Genomic DNA, 14406 nt, shown 5'->3' with positions numbered 1-14406 from the left:
CTTCTTCTCACTTGTCCAAGATCCGTCGCTCTTATCACCAGTTTCCTGGCTCCAGAGCCGCATCCGCCCGTCGCGCCTTCCCCTTCCAGGGCCGGCCCGCCAGGGCAGAAACGCCGATGTAATCCTTCCGACTTCTCAGTGCAACCAGATTTTCATCTGCTGCCCTGTCCGACCCGCCGTTTCGCTTTCGCTCACCGCCGCGTCGTCGTCGGTGAGGCGGTTTATAGGGGGGTCGCCGGAGCCTGTCAAACGCTTTGTGACGAAAATTTTTCGAACAGCGTTTTCTCCCCGCGAGGTGCTTTCCCGCGCAAGGCAGAGAGCTCCGAACCACCGGACCGGCCGGTTTCGCCGGCCCGACCGCCCCTAGATGGAGATTCGCGCGCACGCGCGCAAGGGGTGGTGGGTGAAATTCGGCCAACCCCAGCCGGTTGACCTGACTCCCCCGCTCCCGCATGTTCGGCCGACGATTCAGGCGCGCCCCGGCCCTGCGGGCGGCCTCCCCACTGCCATCGGAGACCGACCCATTGCGAATCGTCCCGCTCGGAGTCCTGTCGATTCTGGCCTTGGCCGGCCTCGGGGCCGGTGCCGCCCTGCTCCTCCCCGACTCGCCGCATCGCGCCGATGCGGCCACCGGCGGCCCGGCGGTCCCGACGCTCCGATCGGATCTGCGCGACGAGCTCGCCACTGACGCGTTCCTGCCGGCCCCGGACGAGCCGGCGGACTGGATGCTCGCCGCTCTCGACGAGGGACTGAGCCGGCCGCCGGCCCCGCGGGGGGCCGAGCGCCGAATCGTCGAGGTCGAATCGGGCGACACGCTGATGGGCCTGCTGGCCGAGGCCGGCGCCGCCGATGAGGAGGCCCATGCCGCCGCGGCCGCGCTGGACGGGCTGTACGACCCGACCAAGCTGCGAATCGGCCAGCCGGTCACCGTGACTTTCGACCACAGCGGCGGCGAGCGCGTGCTGAAGGCGGTCAGCCTGATGCCGGAGGTGGACCGCACGGTCACCGCCCGCCTGGCGCCGGACGGCAGCTTCCGCAGCAGCGAGGCCGAGCGCGTGCTGGAGAGCCGCCCGGTCGGGGTCGAGGGCGTGATCGAATCGAGCCTCTATGCCGACGCCACCGCGGCCGGGGTGCCGGATGCGGTGGTGCTGTCGCTGCTGAAGACCTGGGCCTATTCGGTCGACTTCCAGCGCGACCTGCAGCCGGGCGACCGATTCGCCGTGCTGTTCAGCCAGGATCACACCCCGGATGGCAGCGTCGCCCGGCTGGGGCCGGTCGAGATGGCGCGGCTGGAGCTGGGCGACAAGACCCTGACCATGTACCGCTATGAGAGCCGCGACGGCACGGTCGACTATTACGACCGCGACGGTGCCAGCGTGCAGCGCCTGCTGCTGCGCACGCCGGTCGACGGGGCCCGGCTGACCTCCCGATTCGGCAGCCGGCGCCACCCGGTCCTGGGCTATACGCGGATGCATCGCGGCGTCGATTTCGGCGCACCCAGCGGCACCCCGATCTATGCCGCCGGCGACGGCACGGTGGAGATGATCGGCCCGCAGCGCGGCTTCGGCCGCTACATCCGGCTGCGGCACAACAACCGGCTGTCGACCGCCTATGCCCATATGAGCCGATTCGCCCGGCTGAAGAAGGGCTCGCGCGTCAAGCAGGGCGAGGTGATCGGCTATGTCGGCTCCAGCGGCATGGCGACCGGGCCACATCTGCACTACGAGGTGCTGGTCGCCGGCGCCCAGGTGAATCCGCTGAGCGTCGACCTGCCGACCGGCACCACCCTGGCCGGCCGCGACCGCGCCGAGTTCAAGCGCCGGGTCGAGGCGATCGACCGCCAGTTCCGGCAGCTGACCGAGGAGGCACCGGTAGCGTCGGTCGCCCGACGCGTCGACGGCTAGGCGCCAAGCGTCTCAGCCCGCGAATCGTAGCGCCAGCCCGGTCCCCGGCAGCGGCGGCACGCGGATCTCGCCCGGATGCCGGGTATGGGCGACACGGCCGTCGCGCAGCGCCGATTCGCAGGCATCGAGGTTGCTGGTGGCGATGTGCAGCATCGGCAGCTCGCCGATGCCGAGAGTGAAGTCGCCGACCATGACCGATTCGGCCTCAAGCCGTGCCCCGTCCAGCGCTGCCCAGGCAGCCAGAGCCGGCCCGGCGAGCGGCGCCGGCAGGTCGAGCCGCAGCACCCCGGTCGCGCCATTGGCATGCCACTCCCATTCCGGCCGGCGCAGCAGCTCCGGCGTCCGGTGCTCGGTGGCGAAGAGCGACAGGCCGAAGGCATCACGCCGCGCCGGATAGGCCAGGCGGAAGGCGGGCTGCACCGGGCCCTCCGGCAGATCGAGCAGCCGGGCCAGGTCGCGCGCCGGCTCTCCCCCCGCTCCCGCCGCCTCGAAGGCTGCCGCGGCCGAATCGGCCGAGCGGGTGGCGAGGGAGATGCCGAGCAGCCCCTCCCCGTCCCGCGCCAGGCGCTCGCCGAGGCCGTTGTCGAACTGCGTCGGGTCGAGCACGCCGAGCAGCTCGATGTAATCGGCCTCCAGCATGATGCAGTAATTGGCGGTGCCCCAGCCGATGTGGCGGCCGCGCGGCGTCACGGTGAAGCCGAGGCGCCGCCAGGTGTCGCGCGCCGCATCCAGCGCCGCCACCGCCAGGATGATGTGGTCGAGCCCGGTGATCGCCGGCATCAGAAGCCCCCGTGCTCGGCCAGATGCGCCTCCTCCTCCGGCGTGCTGGTGCGGCCGAGGATGGCGTTGCGATGCGGGAAGCGGCCGAAGCGCTCGATCACCGCAAGATGCCGCCGGGCGTAGTCGATGTATTCCGCATCGCCGATCCGCGCGGTCTGCAGCTCCACGCAGCGCCTCTGGTCGGCCAGGTCCTCGCTGTGCTCGAAGGGCAGGTAGAGGAACAGCCGGTGATCGTCGGTCAGCGCCGGGTCGGTGTCGAAGCCCTGGTCGATCGCCGCCTTCGCCAGGGCCAGCGCCTTGGCGTCGGTGGCGAAGGCCCGCGGCGTGCCGCGGAACAGGTTGCGCGGGAACTGGTCGAGCAGGATGCAGAGCGCGACCACGCCGAGCGGCGACGTCGCCCAGTCGTCATGCCGGCCGGCAGCCGCCTCCTCCTGCAGGGTCAGGAAGCGGGCGCGGATCTCGGCGTCGAAGCCGGCATCGCCGCCGAACCAGCGCTCCTTCCCCGATTCCTCGAACCAGAAGGCCAGCAAGTCATGGGCGGAAACCGAAAGCGGGGTCATGCGGGGCAGAGTCCGTAGCCGATGATGTCGTCGAACAGGGCATGCAACGGATCCTCGCCGAGGTCCACCGTGGCGCGCGGATCGAGCCGGAGGGCGAACCGACCGGCCGTCAGCGCCTTGCGCCGGTCGCCTTCGGCGAGGTCGGCCGCCGCCTCCTCCAGCATCAGCGACGCGGCCAGCAGCTCGGCCGCCGGATGCATCAGCCGCCGGGCCAGGCGCGGCCCGTCCTCCGGCCGCGCCCGCAGATGGGCGAAGCCGGCGCGAACGCTGTCGAGCACCGGGCGCAGCCGCGCCGCGATCGGCTGCAGCGCCTCCGGCATCGAGTCGAGGATGCCGGAGACCCGGTCCAGCAGCGCCTGGTCCCCCGGCAGCCGGCCGATGGTGGCGCGCAGGACCTCCAGCGCCTGGACATTGGCCGGCCCCTCCCACACCGCGGTGACCAGCGCGTCGCGGTACAGCCGGGCGGTCGGCCATTCCTCGGTGTAGCCGTTGCCGCCGACGATCTCGACCGCCCGGGCCGCCGCGGCCGTCGCCTCCGCCGCGGTCCAGTACTTGGCCAGCGCCACGGATGCGCGGCGCCAGCCCTCGACCGCCGGATCCTCGCCCGGCGCCTCGAAGGCCATCGCAGCCTCGAAGGCCAGCGCCGCCGACGCCTCCTGCGTCGCGGCGAGGTCGAGCAGCACGTCGCGCATCATCGGCGTGGTCCGCAGGAGCGCGCCGCCGACCCGGCGATGGCTTGTCCAGGCCAGCGATTCGAGCAAGGCGCGGCGATGCAGCCCGGCGGCGCCGAAGGCGTTGTGCACCCGGCTGTATTCCAGCGCCTCCAGCATCGCCTTGAGGCCGTGCGGCGGCGGCGCCACCTCGACCGCCCAGGCGCCGTCCAGCACGGTCTCGCCGGTGGCCAGGCCGCGGGTCCCGACCTTGTCCTTCAGCCGCCGGACATGCAGCCGGTTCGGCGTGCCGTCCGGCAGCAGCGACGGCACCAGGTAGCAGCCCAGGCCGCGGGCGCCTTCCGGAGCGCCGCGCGGCCGGGCGGTGGCCAAAGCCACTCCGGCCCCGGCATTGCTGGTGAACCATTTCAGGCCGGTCAGGCGCCAGGCGGCGCCGTCCCCCTCCGCCACCGTGGTGGTGGCGGCGACGTCGGTGCCGCCATGCAGCTCGGTCGCCCAGGTGCCGCCGGACAGGGCCCGGCCATCCATCCGGGTCACGAGCGGCAGCCACTCGCTGCGCACCGGGTCCGGCGCCAGCCGGTCGAGCACCCAGGCGACGGCGCCGGTCATCGTCACCGGGCAGTGCACCGAGATATCGGCCTGGGACAGCACGCCGCCCATGATGAAGGACAGGAGGTGCGGCGCCCTCTCTTGTCCAAAGGCGAGGCCGATCACGCCGCGGCGATAGGCGTCGGCGTGGCAGGCGCGGTATTCGGCGTTCAGCACCACCCGGCCGACCGGCGCGCCGGTGCCGTCATGGCTGTCCAGCCGCGGCGGGGCGTGCCGGCTGGTGTAGTCGGCCTGCGCCTCCACCGTCTCGCCGACCCAGGCGCCGAACTCGGTCAGCCGGTCGCCGAAGCGCGGCAGCAGGTCGGGGCTGCGCCGGGCCAGGCGGCGCTGCAGGTCGCGGTCGGTCGTGAACAGGTTCAGGCCGCGGATCGCGGGCGGCAGCTCGAGCGGTCGGGTCTCGGTCCGGTCCATGGCGCCCTCCCCGATAGAACACCTGCCCAAAATAGCACGAGGCGGCGCAAGCGCCGCCTCGCTGGAACCATCCTGCCCGAAAGATCAGTGGGCGTTGGCCCAGACCTTGCGCTTCACCGAGTACAGCAGCCCGGCGAAGACGATCAGGAACAGGACCACCTTGACGCCGGTGTGCTTGCGATTCTCCAGATACGGCTCGGCCGTCCACATCAGGAAGTTGACGACGTCCCAGGCTTCCTGCTGATGCGTCGCCTTGGTGCCGTCGCTGTAGGTCACCGCGTCGTCGGTCAGGATGTTCGGCATCGCCGTGACATGGCCGGGGAAGGCGGCGTTGTAGTTCAGCCCCTCCGGCACCTTGAAGCCTTCCGGCGCGTCGTGGAAGCCGGTGAGGAACGCATAGATGTAGTTCGGGCCGTCGGTCTCGCCGCCCTCGCCGCGCGCCTTGGCCATCAGCGACAGGTCGGGCGGCACCTTGCCGCCATTCGCCGCCGCCGCCGCCTTGTCATTCGGGAACGGGTTGTGGAACTTGTCCGACGGCAGCGCCGTGCGCTCGATCGGCTCGCCCGCGTCGTTGGTGTCGGCCACCTTGTACTCGGCCGCGATCGCCTTGACCTCGTCCTCGCTGAAGCCCAGCCCGCCGCCGGGCCCGTTCGGGCCCAGGTCGCGGAAGGACATCAGGTGCATGGTGTGGCAGTTCGAGCAGACCTCCTTGTAGACCTGGAAGCCGCGCTGGGCGGAGGCCCGGTCGAAGGTGCCGAAGAAGCCGGCGAAGGACCAGTTCTGGGCCTGCGGCTCGGCCCCCTCCTCTGCCGCCCGGGCGGACGGGAGGGCGGTGCCGAGGGTCAGCAGGACGGCCGCGGCGGTGAGGGCGGATCTGAGCATGATCTTGTCGAGGAGCGGCATGGTCACGCCTTCACCGTATTCGTAGCGGCCGAGGGCCCGAGGACGGATTCGCTGATGCTGCGCGGCAGCGGCAGCGGCCGTTCGATCTTGCCCAGGATCGGCAGGATCACCAGGAAGTGCAGGAAGTAGTAGACCATGCCGACCTGGCCGATCACCACGGGCAGCCCCTCCGGCGGCTGCGACCCGGCGTAGCCGAGACCGATCACCGACGCCACCAGCAGCCAGAAGCACCAGCGGTAGATCGGGCGGAACCGGGCGCTGCGCACCCGGCTGGTGTCGAGCCAGGGCAGGACGAACAGGATGGCGATGGCGCCGAACATGGCGATCACGCCCAGCAGCTTTGCCGGGATGCCGAACAGGCTGAAGGTGATCGAGCGCAGGATCGCGTAGAACGGCAGGAAGTACCATTCCGGGACGATATGCGCCGGCGTCTGCAGCGGGTTGGCCTGGATGTAGTTGTCGGCATGCCCCATCAGGTTCGGCGCGAAGAACACGATGAAGGCATAGAAGATCAGGAACACGGCGATGCCGAAGCTGTCCTTGGCCGTGTAGTACGGATGGAAGGGCAGCGTGTCCTGCGGGCCCTTGGGGTCGATGCCCGAGGGGTTGTTCGAGCCGGTGATGTGGAAGGCGCCGACATGGATGATGACGACGCCGAGGATCACGAAGGGCAGCAGGAAGTGCAGCGAGTAGAAGCGGTTCAGCGTCGGATTGTCGACCGCGAAGCCGCCCCACAGCCAGGTGACGATGTTCTCGCCGACCAGCGGGATGGCCGAGAACAGGTTGGTGATGACGGTGGCGCCCCAGAAGCTCATCTGGCCCCAAGGCAGCACATAGCCCATGAAGGCGGTGGCCATCATCAGCAGGAAGATCAGCACGCCGAAGATCCACACCAGCTCACGCGGGCTCTTGTAGGAGCCATAGTACAGGCCGCGGAAGATATGGATGTAGACGGCGATGAAGAACATCGACGCGCCGTTGGCATGGATGTAGCGCATCAGCCAGCCGTAATTGACGTCGCGCATGATGCGCTCGACCGACTGGAAGGCGAAATCGACATGCGGCGTGTACTGCATCGACAGGAACAGGCCGGTGGCGATCATGATCACCAGCATCATCCCGGCGATGGCGCCGAAGTTCCAAAGGTAGTTGAAGTTCCGCGGAGCCGGGTACTCGCCGTACTCCTTGTACATCATCGAGAAGATCGGCAGGCGCGAGTCGACCCAGCGGATCACCGGGTTCTGGAAATTCGCGGGCTGGGCTGAGTGGGCCATGGGAAGTCTCCGGAGCGAACGGCTCAGCCGATCTTGACTTTGGTGTCGGCGGTGAAGGCGTAGGTCGGCACGGCGAGGTTCGCCGGCGCCGGCCCCTGCCGGATGCGCCCGGAGGTGTCGTAGATCGAACCGTGGCACGGGCAGAACCAGCCGCCATAGGGGCCGCGATTCTCACCCGGGTTCTGGCCCAGCGGGATGCAGCCGAGATGGGTGCACACGCCGATGACGACGAGCCATTCCGGCTTCTGCACACGGGCCGAGTCGGGCTGCGGGTCGGGCAGTTGGCTGAGCGGCACGTCCTCCGCCGCCTTGATCTGGTCTTCCGGCCGGTGCCGGATGAAGACGGGCTTGCCGCGCCACTTCACCGTCAGGGACTGGCCGACCGCCACCGGGGTCAGGTCGACATCGATCGAGGCGAGGGCCAGGACGTCCTTCGACGGGTTCATGCTGTCGATCAGGGGCCAGGCCACGCTGGCGACACCGACAGCGCCCACCGCGCCGGTCAGGAGATACAGGAAATCGCGACGAGTGCCCCCCTCCCCGGATCCGTGATCCCCGGTCGGCGTATGGCTCGGGCCCGGCGTGCCCTGGAGGGTGGTATCCGACATTGTTGCAACGGTCCTTCTTGGTCGACCTTTATCCCCCGCGCCCCCCGAGCTGGCTTCGGTCCCCGACGGCGCAAACACGCAATCCGGGCAGGAGGCGGCTCCGGGTCTATACAATGCCATTCCGACCCTTGCAATTCGCTAGAACCGCACAGCGATGCCCCATTGCGCCCGAGCCTCGACCGACCATGCGCCTCGTCCTCTTCGAACCCGACATCCCGCAGAACGCGGGCACCATGATGCGGCTGGCCGCGGCGCTCGGCGTCGCCGTCGACCTGATCGAGCCCTGCGGCTTCCTGGTCGACGACCGGCGGCTTCGCCGCGCGGCCATGGACTACGCGGATTTCCTGGATCTCACGCGCTGGGTCAGCTGGCGGCGCTATGCCGAGGCGGCCCATTCCGGGCGGCTGGTGCTGCTGACCACCAAGGCCAGCCAGCCCTATACCGGCTTCGCCTTCGCCCCGTCCGACCGGATCATGGTCGGGCGCGAGAGCGCCGGCGTGCCCGACGACGTGCATGATGCGGCGGATGCCCGCATCGTCATCCCGCTGCGGCCGGAGGCGCGGTCGATCAACGTCGCCACCGCCGCCGCCATGGTCTTGGGCGAAGCGATTCGCCAGACCGGGGCCGCCTTCTGAGATCCCATGCCTGCGGCGCGGACGGCCATTCCCGCCCCTCTCCGGCCGTCCTATGGTGCCGCCGCTGCAACGGAGGCCCGCATGAGCCCGACACCCGACCTGGTCGAATCCCGCAAGGCCGAGGCCGCCGCCTGGTTCGCGACGCTGCGCGACCGGATCTGCGCCGCCTTCGAGGCGATCGAGGACGACTATGCCGGCCCGCTCGCCGACCGGCCGGCCGGCCGGTTCGTGCGCAAGCCCTGGGACCGGCCGGGCGGCGGCGGCGGCGTGATGTCGACGATGCGCGGCCGGGTGTTCGAGAAGGTCGGCGTCAACATCTCGACCGTCCATGGCGAGTTCTCCGAGGCGTTTCGGGCCCAGATCCCGGGCGCGGCGGGGGACGGCCACTTCTGGGCGTCGGGCATCAGCCTGGTGGCGCATCTGCAGAGCCCGCTGGTGCCGGCGGTGCACATGAACACGCGGCGGATCGAGACCTCGATCGGCTGGTTCGGCGGCGGCGCCGACCTGACGCCGATGATCCCGGACGAGGCCGACACGGCGGAGTTCCACGCCGCGCTGCGGGCCGCCTGCGACCGGCACGATCCCGGCTACTACCCGCGCTTCAAGGAGTGGTGCGACAAGTACTTCTTCCTGCCGCACCGGGACGAGCCGCGCGGCGTCGGCGGCATTTTCTTCGACAATGTCGACAGCGGCGATTGGGACGCCGATTTCGCCTTCACCCGCGATGTCGGCCTGGCCTTCCTCGACATCTATCCGCGCATCGTCCGCCGCCACATGGACCGGCCCTGGACCGAGGAACAGCGGGCGCATCAGCTGCAGCGCCGCGGCCGCTATGTCGAGTTCAACCTGCTCTACGACCGCGGCACCACCTTCGGCCTGAAGACCGGAGGCAACACCGAGGCGATCCTGATGTCGCTGCCGCCGATGGTCGCCTGGCCGTAGAGAACCCTCCGACCGCATGGCAGCCCGGCGCCGTCCATTGCCGGGTGGACAGCCGGCGCGGGCCGTCGTGAACTCGCCCTCTTGGACCAAAATCCCAGGGGAGGCGCAGGAATGACGGTGCAGGCTTCGGGTCCCATCGGGCTTCGCGACGCGGAGCGGCGGCATGCCATCGCCGCGGCGACGATCGGCAACGGGCTCGAGTGGTTCGACTTCACCGTCTACGGCTTCTTCACCCCGATCATCGCCCGGCTGTTCTTCCCGGCCGGCGACGATCTGACCTCGATCCTGCTGACCGTCGGCACCTATGGCGTCGGCTTCTTCATGCGGCCGGTCGGCGCCGTGGTGCTGGGCGTCTATGCCGACCGCGCCGGGCGCAAGGCGGCGCTGACCCTGACCATCCTGCTGATGGCGGTCGGCACCGCGCTGCTGGGCTTCGCCCCGACCTACGCCCAGGCCGGCATCGCCGGGCCGCTGGTGATCGTGCTGGCCCGGCTGATCCAGGGCTTCTCCGCCGGCGGCGAGATCGGCGGCGCCACGGCCTTCCTGATCGAATACGCCCCGGCGAAGCGGCGCGGCTACTATGCCAGCTGGCAGCAGACCAGCCAGGCCCTGGCCGTGGTGCTGGGCGGCATCTGCGGCACCATCGTCACCCAGGCGCTGACCCCGGCCGCGATCGACAGCTGGGGCTGGCGCGTGCCGTTCCTGTTCGGTCTGCTGATCGGGCCGGTCGGCTTCTATATCCGCGCCCGGATCGACGAGACGCCGGTCTTCACCGACGACCGCACCCGCAAGAGCGAATCGCCGCTGCGCGACGCCCTGGCCGAGCATCCGCGCGGCATCGCCTCCGGCTTCGGCGTCACCATCCTGTGGACGGTCTGCACCTATGTGCTGCTGTTCTACATGACCACCTACGCCAACAAGCAGCTGGGCATCTCCCTGGCCGACGCCTTCATCGCCACCACCATCGGGGGCGTGGTGCTGATGCTGGGCTGCCCGGTGGCCGGCATGCTGTCCGACCGGATCGGCCGCCGGCAACTGCTGCTGGCTGCGGCGGTCGCCATCGGCGTGCTGGTCTGGCCGCTCTTCGCCTGGGTCAACGCCACCCCGACCCTGGCCGTGCTGGCGACGGTGCAGGCCATCCTCGGCCTGCTGCTGGCCGCCTTCACCGGCCCCGCCCCGGCCCTGCTGGCCGAGCAGTTCCCGGCCGGGCTGCGCTCCACCGGCCTGTCGCTGGCCTACAACTTCGCCGTGACCATCTTCGGCGGCTTCGCGGCGGTGATCGTCACCCTGCTGATCGATGAGACCGGCAGCAAGCTGGCGCCGAGCTTCTACGTGATCGCCGCCGCGGTGGTCAGCGCCCTGACCCTGCTGGCCATGCGCGACCGCACCGGCCAGCCGATCGACTGAGGGCGACCCCGCATCCGCCCGCGCAGGACCGTGGTGCAGGACCGGACGCACCCGCGGCCCGCACCGCGCGACGAGGCTCCGCCGCCCGCGCCTACATCGGCTTCGGGTCGAAGCTGTCGGCGCGGGCGAGATTCCAGCTGTCGGAATAGAGGGTGCTGCGCGAGGTGCCATCCAGCAGCTCGCCCGGCTTGGCGAAATAGTGTAGCTGCGAGAACAGCCGGATCTCCGCCGTGCCGGTGCGCTGCACCAGGTGGTGCGGCCCCAGCTGCGACGGATGCTCCAGCCCCGCCGCCGCCAGCATCTCGGCCAGCGCCTTCAGGGTGGCGCGGTGGAAGTTGCGCACCCGCTCGGCCTTGTCCGGCACCACCAAGGCGCGCTGGCGCAGCGGGTCCTGGGTGGCGACGCCGGTCGGGCAGCGGTTGGTGTGGCAGCTCTGCGACTGGATGCAGCCGATCGCGAACATGAAGCCGCGCGCCGCATTGGCCCAGTCGGCGCCGATCGCCAGCACGCTGGCGATGTCGAAGGCGCTGACCACCTTGCCGGCCACGCCGAGCTTGATCTGGCCGCGCAGATTGGCGCCGACCAGCGTGTTGTGCACGAACAGCAGCCCTTCCCGCATCGGCACGCCGAGATGGTCGGTGAACTCGATCGGCGCGGCGCCGGTGCCGCCCTCGGCCCCGTCGACGACGATGAAGTCGGGCAGGATGCCGGTCTCCAGCATCGCCTTGACGATGCCCATGAACTCCCAGGTGTGGCCGAGGCAGAATTTGAAGCCGACCGGCTTGCCGCCCGACAGCTCGCGCAGCCGGGCGATGAAGCCCATCATCTCGATCGGCGTCTCGAAGGCGCTGTGCCGCGACGGCGAGATGCAGTCCTGCCCGACCGGCACGCCGCGGGTCTCGGCGATCTCCGGCGTCACCTTCTTCGCCGGCAGGATGCCGCCATGGCCCGGCTTGGCCCCCTGGCTCAGCTTGATCTCGATCATCTTGACCTGGTCGCTCCGCGCCTGCTCGGCGAAGCGCTCCGGGTCGAACCGGCCGTCGGCGGTGCGGCAGCCGAAATAGCCGCTGCCCAGCTCCCATACCAGGTCGCCCTGGTGTTCGCGGTGATAGGGGCTGATGCTGCCCTCGCCGGTGTCATGGGCAAAGCCGCCCATCTTGGCGCCCAGGTTCAAGGCGCGGATGGCGTTGGCGCTGAGCGCGCCGAAGCTGATCGCCGAGATGTTGAACACCGAATGCGCATAGGGCTTCGTGCATTGCGGCCCGCCGACGGTGATGCGGAAGGTCGCCGGGTCGGGCACCGGCACCGGCCGGGTGGAATGGCCGATGAACTCGTAGCCCGGTTCGTAGACGTCGAGCAGCGTGCCGAACGGCTTCTCGCCGCCCTCGTTCTTGGCCCGGGCGTAGACCAGCGAGCGCTGGGCGCGGGAGAAGGGCAGCTTCTCGTTGTCGGCCTCCAGCAGGTACTGCCGGATCTCCGGCCGGATCGCCTCGACCAGATATCGGATGTGCCCGATCACCGGATAGTTGCGGCGCACCGCATGCGGCGCCTGGGTCAGGTCCCAGATGCCGACCAGGCTGAGCAGCGCGGCGATCAGCGTCACCGGCCACAGCCAGTGCGCCTGCGCGATCAGCGGCAGGGTGACGAGGGTGATCAGCACCAGCAGCACGAAGGCGACGTAGCGGTTCAGCAGGGACATCGGCGGCTCCGCGGTTCGCGACTCGCCCCGACGATACGCCGGCGGAGCGAAGCGGTGAAACCGCGGCGTCCGTCCGCGCGAAAAGTTCGGGCGGGATGTCGGAATCGGCGCTACCCGCCCGTCCTGTGTGCGAACCCGGCGTGCGAGACGCCGCTATCGACAGGCCTCAAGCAGCGCGCAGCGCGGCAGGCCACGTAACAGGAGCAAGGACATGAGAAAGGTCGTGACCGCCGCCTTCGTCAGCCTGGATGGCGTGATGCAGGCCCCGGGCGGGCCGGAGGAGGATCCGACCGGCGGCTTCGCCCATGGCGGCTGGACGTTCCACCACTGGGACGACGTCATGGGCCAGGCCATGGACGGGACGTTCGGCGAGCCGTTCGACCTGCTGCTGGGCCGCAAGACCTACGAGATCTTCGCCGCCCACTGGCCCTATGTCCCGGCGGACGATCCGATCGGCAAGCTGTTCAATGCCACGACGAAATACGTCGCCACCCATTCGGCCGAGACCCTGGTCTGGCAGAATTCGGTGCCGCTGCGCGGCGATGCTGCCGAGGCGGTGGCGGAGCTGAAGCGGCACAACGGCCCGACCCTGCTGCTGCAGGGCAGCGCCGACCTGATCCAGACCTTGCTGGCGGCTGACCTGATCGACGAGTTCCGGCTGATGACCTTCCCGGTCGTGCTCGGCTCCGGCAAGCGGCTGTTCGGCCGCGGTGCCATCCCGGCCGGGCTGAAGCTGGTCAGCAGCCAAGCCTCGACCACCGGGGTGGTGATCAGCACTTATCTCCGCTCCGGCGAGGTGACGACCGGATCCTTCGCCCTGGGCGAGTCGTCCGCGGCCGAACTGGCCCGGCGCAAGCGGATGAAGCGGGAGGGATGAGGCGATCGGAGGCCGCCGGATGCCGGCGGCCTCCGCAATGTCAATCGCTAGGCCGGCAACGCGCCGGAGCGCTTGGCGGTCCAGGTCGCGATGTAGTCCATCAACCCCGGGGAGAGGCAGTCATAGGGCGGCAGCCCCAGATCCTTCAGCCGGGCCCGGACGCCTTCCATCCGGCTGGGATCGACACCCGATTCGATGATCGAGGACACGAAGGCAGCGAAGGTCGGCGCGGCATAGCCGGTGCTGTCGAACCGCTCCGGATGGATGAAGGACAGGCCCTTGAACGGGTGGTCGCGCTCGACCGGCCCGTACAGGTGCACGCCGCACTGCTTGCAGGCGTGCCGCTGGATCAGGGCGCTGGGGTCGACCACCGCCAGCTTGTCGCCGTTCTCCAGCACCGTCACCTTGTCGGACGGCACCACCGCGACGACCGAGAAATTGACGCCCTTCGGCTTCCAGCACTTGGTGCAGCCGCAGGCATGGTTGTGGGCGACGTCGCCCTCGATGCGCACCTTGACGGGACGGTCGGTGCACAGACAGGTCAGGGTGCCCCCCTGGAAGCTGCCGGACCCCTGGCGCACGCCGCCGTCGACGACCGGGTGTATGGACTCGCTCATCGCGTTTCTCCCTTTTGACGTTCGTTGACCCGGATGGCCGTTCCGGCGGGAAGTGTCGGACAACCGGGGCGGAATCTCTATTGGACCCTCGGATGAGAAATGGGGTCGAAACCGGCCGCCGGGGCGGGGTCCGCGCGCGACCCCCGCGCCGTCGGGCATTGCCTCTTGGCGGGCGCGGGCGGATCGGTCCAGGATCGGGGCATCGGCCCGCCGGACGGCGATTCGTCCGAAATGCGCGGCCCTGCCCGAGGAGCGATCATGCCCGATCCGATTGAGCGCCGCGCGGTCGGCCGCACCCCGTTGCGCGTGTCCCGCCTGGGCATTGGCGGCGGCAGCCTGTTCAGCTCGATCGGCGATGCCGCCGTGGCCGCGCTGGTCGACCATTGCTGGGACCGCGGCCTGCGCCATTTCGACACCGCCGCCCTCTATGCCGGCGGGGTCAGCGAGCAACGCTTCGGCACTGCGCTGGCCGACCGGCCGCGGGACGCGCATGTGCTGTCGACCAAGGC

The 14406-nt window shown here is 70.0% G+C and carries 14 protein-coding genes; 6 read left to right on the top strand and 8 right to left on the bottom strand.

The genetic code is table 11. The features are described from left to right. The first annotated feature begins 524 nt into the window (after positions 1–524). The gene (locus tag ABDW35_RS18445) at positions 525–1904 is read left to right on the top strand and encodes a peptidoglycan DD-metalloendopeptidase family protein (RefSeq protein WP_343715343.1); all 1380 of its coding nucleotides are present in this window, start codon (positions 525–527) and stop codon (positions 1902–1904) included. Positions 1905–1916: 12 nt separating this feature from the next. Here the strand turns inward: ABDW35_RS18445 and ABDW35_RS18440 are convergent, their stop codons facing one another. The 6 genes from ABDW35_RS18440 to petA all read right to left on the bottom strand — a co-directional run bounded on the left by ABDW35_RS18440 (position 1917) and on the right by petA (position 7720). Further along, positions 1917–2684: a VOC family protein gene (locus ABDW35_RS18440; protein ID WP_343715342.1), complete on the bottom strand. Its 768-nt coding sequence runs from the start codon at positions 2682–2684 to the stop codon at positions 1917–1919. Further along, the gene (locus ABDW35_RS18435; RefSeq protein WP_343715341.1) at positions 2684–3244 is read right to left on the bottom strand and encodes a DUF924 family protein; all 561 of its coding nucleotides are present in this window, start codon (positions 3242–3244) and stop codon (positions 2684–2686) included. The genes ABDW35_RS18440 and ABDW35_RS18435 overlap by 1 nt, the downstream gene beginning before the upstream one ends. Further along, a complete protein-coding gene (locus ABDW35_RS18430; RefSeq protein ID WP_343715340.1) occupies positions 3241–4935 on the bottom strand; it encodes an acyl-CoA dehydrogenase family protein in 1695 nt (564 codons plus the stop codon). The genes ABDW35_RS18435 and ABDW35_RS18430 overlap by 4 nt, the downstream gene beginning before the upstream one ends. 84 nt (positions 4936–5019) lie before the next feature. Continuing rightward, positions 5020–5838 (bottom strand): cytochrome c1, encoded by an 819-nt coding sequence (locus ABDW35_RS18425; protein ID WP_343715339.1) that lies wholly within the window; start codon positions 5836–5838, stop codon positions 5020–5022. A gap of 2 nt (positions 5839–5840) precedes the next feature. Next, positions 5841–7112 (bottom strand): cytochrome b N-terminal domain-containing protein, encoded by a 1272-nt coding sequence (locus ABDW35_RS18420; protein WP_343715338.1) that lies wholly within the window; start codon positions 7110–7112, stop codon positions 5841–5843. A 23-nt stretch (positions 7113–7135) separates the two neighbouring features. Further along, positions 7136–7720 carry a ubiquinol-cytochrome c reductase iron-sulfur subunit gene (gene petA / locus ABDW35_RS18415; protein ID WP_343715337.1) on the bottom strand — a complete coding sequence of 195 codons (585 nt, stop codon included), beginning with the start codon at positions 7718–7720 and terminating at the stop codon, positions 7136–7138. Positions 7721–7905: 185 nt separating this feature from the next. Here petA and ABDW35_RS18410 point away from each other — a divergent pair, with 185 nt between their 5' ends. From ABDW35_RS18410 to ABDW35_RS18400, 3 genes are all read left to right on the top strand, one after another. Then, a complete protein-coding gene (locus ABDW35_RS18410) occupies positions 7906–8355 on the top strand; it encodes a tRNA (cytidine(34)-2'-O)-methyltransferase (RefSeq protein WP_343715336.1) in 450 nt (149 codons plus the stop codon). A gap of 81 nt (positions 8356–8436) precedes the next feature. Continuing rightward, positions 8437–9297: an oxygen-dependent coproporphyrinogen oxidase gene (hemF, locus tag ABDW35_RS18405; protein WP_343715335.1), complete on the top strand. Its 861-nt coding sequence runs from the start codon at positions 8437–8439 to the stop codon at positions 9295–9297. 111 nt (positions 9298–9408) lie between these two features. Continuing rightward, on the top strand, positions 9409–10704 hold the full coding sequence (locus ABDW35_RS18400; protein ID WP_343715334.1) for an MFS transporter: 1296 nt from the start codon (positions 9409–9411) through the stop codon (positions 10702–10704). A 91-nt stretch (positions 10705–10795) separates the two neighbouring features. Here the strand turns inward: ABDW35_RS18400 and ABDW35_RS18395 are convergent, their stop codons facing one another. Continuing rightward, positions 10796–12403 (bottom strand): FMN-binding glutamate synthase family protein, encoded by a 1608-nt coding sequence (locus tag ABDW35_RS18395; protein WP_343715333.1) that lies wholly within the window; start codon positions 12401–12403, stop codon positions 10796–10798. A gap of 211 nt (positions 12404–12614) precedes the next feature. Here ABDW35_RS18395 and ABDW35_RS18390 point away from each other — a divergent pair, with 211 nt between their 5' ends. Further along, positions 12615–13280 (top strand): dihydrofolate reductase family protein, encoded by a 666-nt coding sequence (locus ABDW35_RS18390; protein ID WP_343715332.1) that lies wholly within the window; start codon positions 12615–12617, stop codon positions 13278–13280. Positions 13281–13327: 47 nt separating this feature from the next. Here the strand turns inward: ABDW35_RS18390 and gfa are convergent, their stop codons facing one another. Beyond that, on the bottom strand, positions 13328–13897 hold the full coding sequence (gene gfa / locus ABDW35_RS18385) for an S-(hydroxymethyl)glutathione synthase (RefSeq protein WP_343715331.1): 570 nt from the start codon (positions 13895–13897) through the stop codon (positions 13328–13330). 258 nt (positions 13898–14155) lie between these two features. Here gfa and ABDW35_RS18380 point away from each other — a divergent pair. Further along, positions 14156–14406: aldo/keto reductase (locus ABDW35_RS18380; RefSeq protein WP_343715330.1), on the top strand; the 251-nt coding region annotated here is incomplete at its 3' end.

Source organism: Inquilinus sp. (genome assembly GCF_039594555.1).
Taxonomy (GTDB): Bacteria; Pseudomonadota; Alphaproteobacteria; order DSM-16000; family Inquilinaceae; genus Inquilinus.
Note: the sequence above shows the minus strand (reverse complement) of the source record. Positions and strands in the feature narration are given on the sequence as shown.

What these genes read in the sequence shown, in the direction of transcription:
- ABDW35_RS18440 (WP_343715342.1), bottom strand. Translation starts at nt 2,684, where the DNA reads ATGCCGGCGATCACCGGGCTCGACCACATCATCCTGGCGGTGGCGGCG.
- ABDW35_RS18435 (WP_343715341.1), bottom strand. Translation starts at nt 3,244, where the DNA reads ATGACCCCGCTTTCGGTTTCCGCCCATGACTTGCTGGCCTTCTGGTTC.
- ABDW35_RS18430 (WP_343715340.1), bottom strand. Translation starts at nt 4,935, where the DNA reads ATGGACCGGACCGAGACCCGACCGCTCGAGCTGCCGCCCGCGATCCGC.
- ABDW35_RS18425 (WP_343715339.1), bottom strand. Translation starts at nt 5,838, where the DNA reads ATGCCGCTCCTCGACAAGATCATGCTCAGATCCGCCCTCACCGCCGCG.
- ABDW35_RS18420 (WP_343715338.1), bottom strand. Translation starts at nt 7,112, where the DNA reads ATGGCCCACTCAGCCCAGCCCGCGAATTTCCAGAACCCGGTGATCCGC.
- petA (WP_343715337.1), bottom strand. Translation starts at nt 7,720, where the DNA reads ATGTCGGATACCACCCTCCAGGGCACGCCGGGCCCGAGCCATACGCCG.
- ABDW35_RS18410 (WP_343715336.1), top strand. Translation starts at nt 7,906, where the DNA reads ATGCGCCTCGTCCTCTTCGAACCCGACATCCCGCAGAACGCGGGCACC.
- hemF (WP_343715335.1), top strand. Translation starts at nt 8,437, where the DNA reads ATGAGCCCGACACCCGACCTGGTCGAATCCCGCAAGGCCGAGGCCGCC.
- ABDW35_RS18400 (WP_343715334.1), top strand. Translation starts at nt 9,409, where the DNA reads ATGACGGTGCAGGCTTCGGGTCCCATCGGGCTTCGCGACGCGGAGCGG.
- ABDW35_RS18395 (WP_343715333.1), bottom strand. Translation starts at nt 12,403, where the DNA reads ATGTCCCTGCTGAACCGCTACGTCGCCTTCGTGCTGCTGGTGCTGATC.
- ABDW35_RS18390 (WP_343715332.1), top strand. Translation starts at nt 12,615, where the DNA reads ATGAGAAAGGTCGTGACCGCCGCCTTCGTCAGCCTGGATGGCGTGATG.
- gfa (WP_343715331.1), bottom strand. Translation starts at nt 13,897, where the DNA reads ATGAGCGAGTCCATACACCCGGTCGTCGACGGCGGCGTGCGCCAGGGG.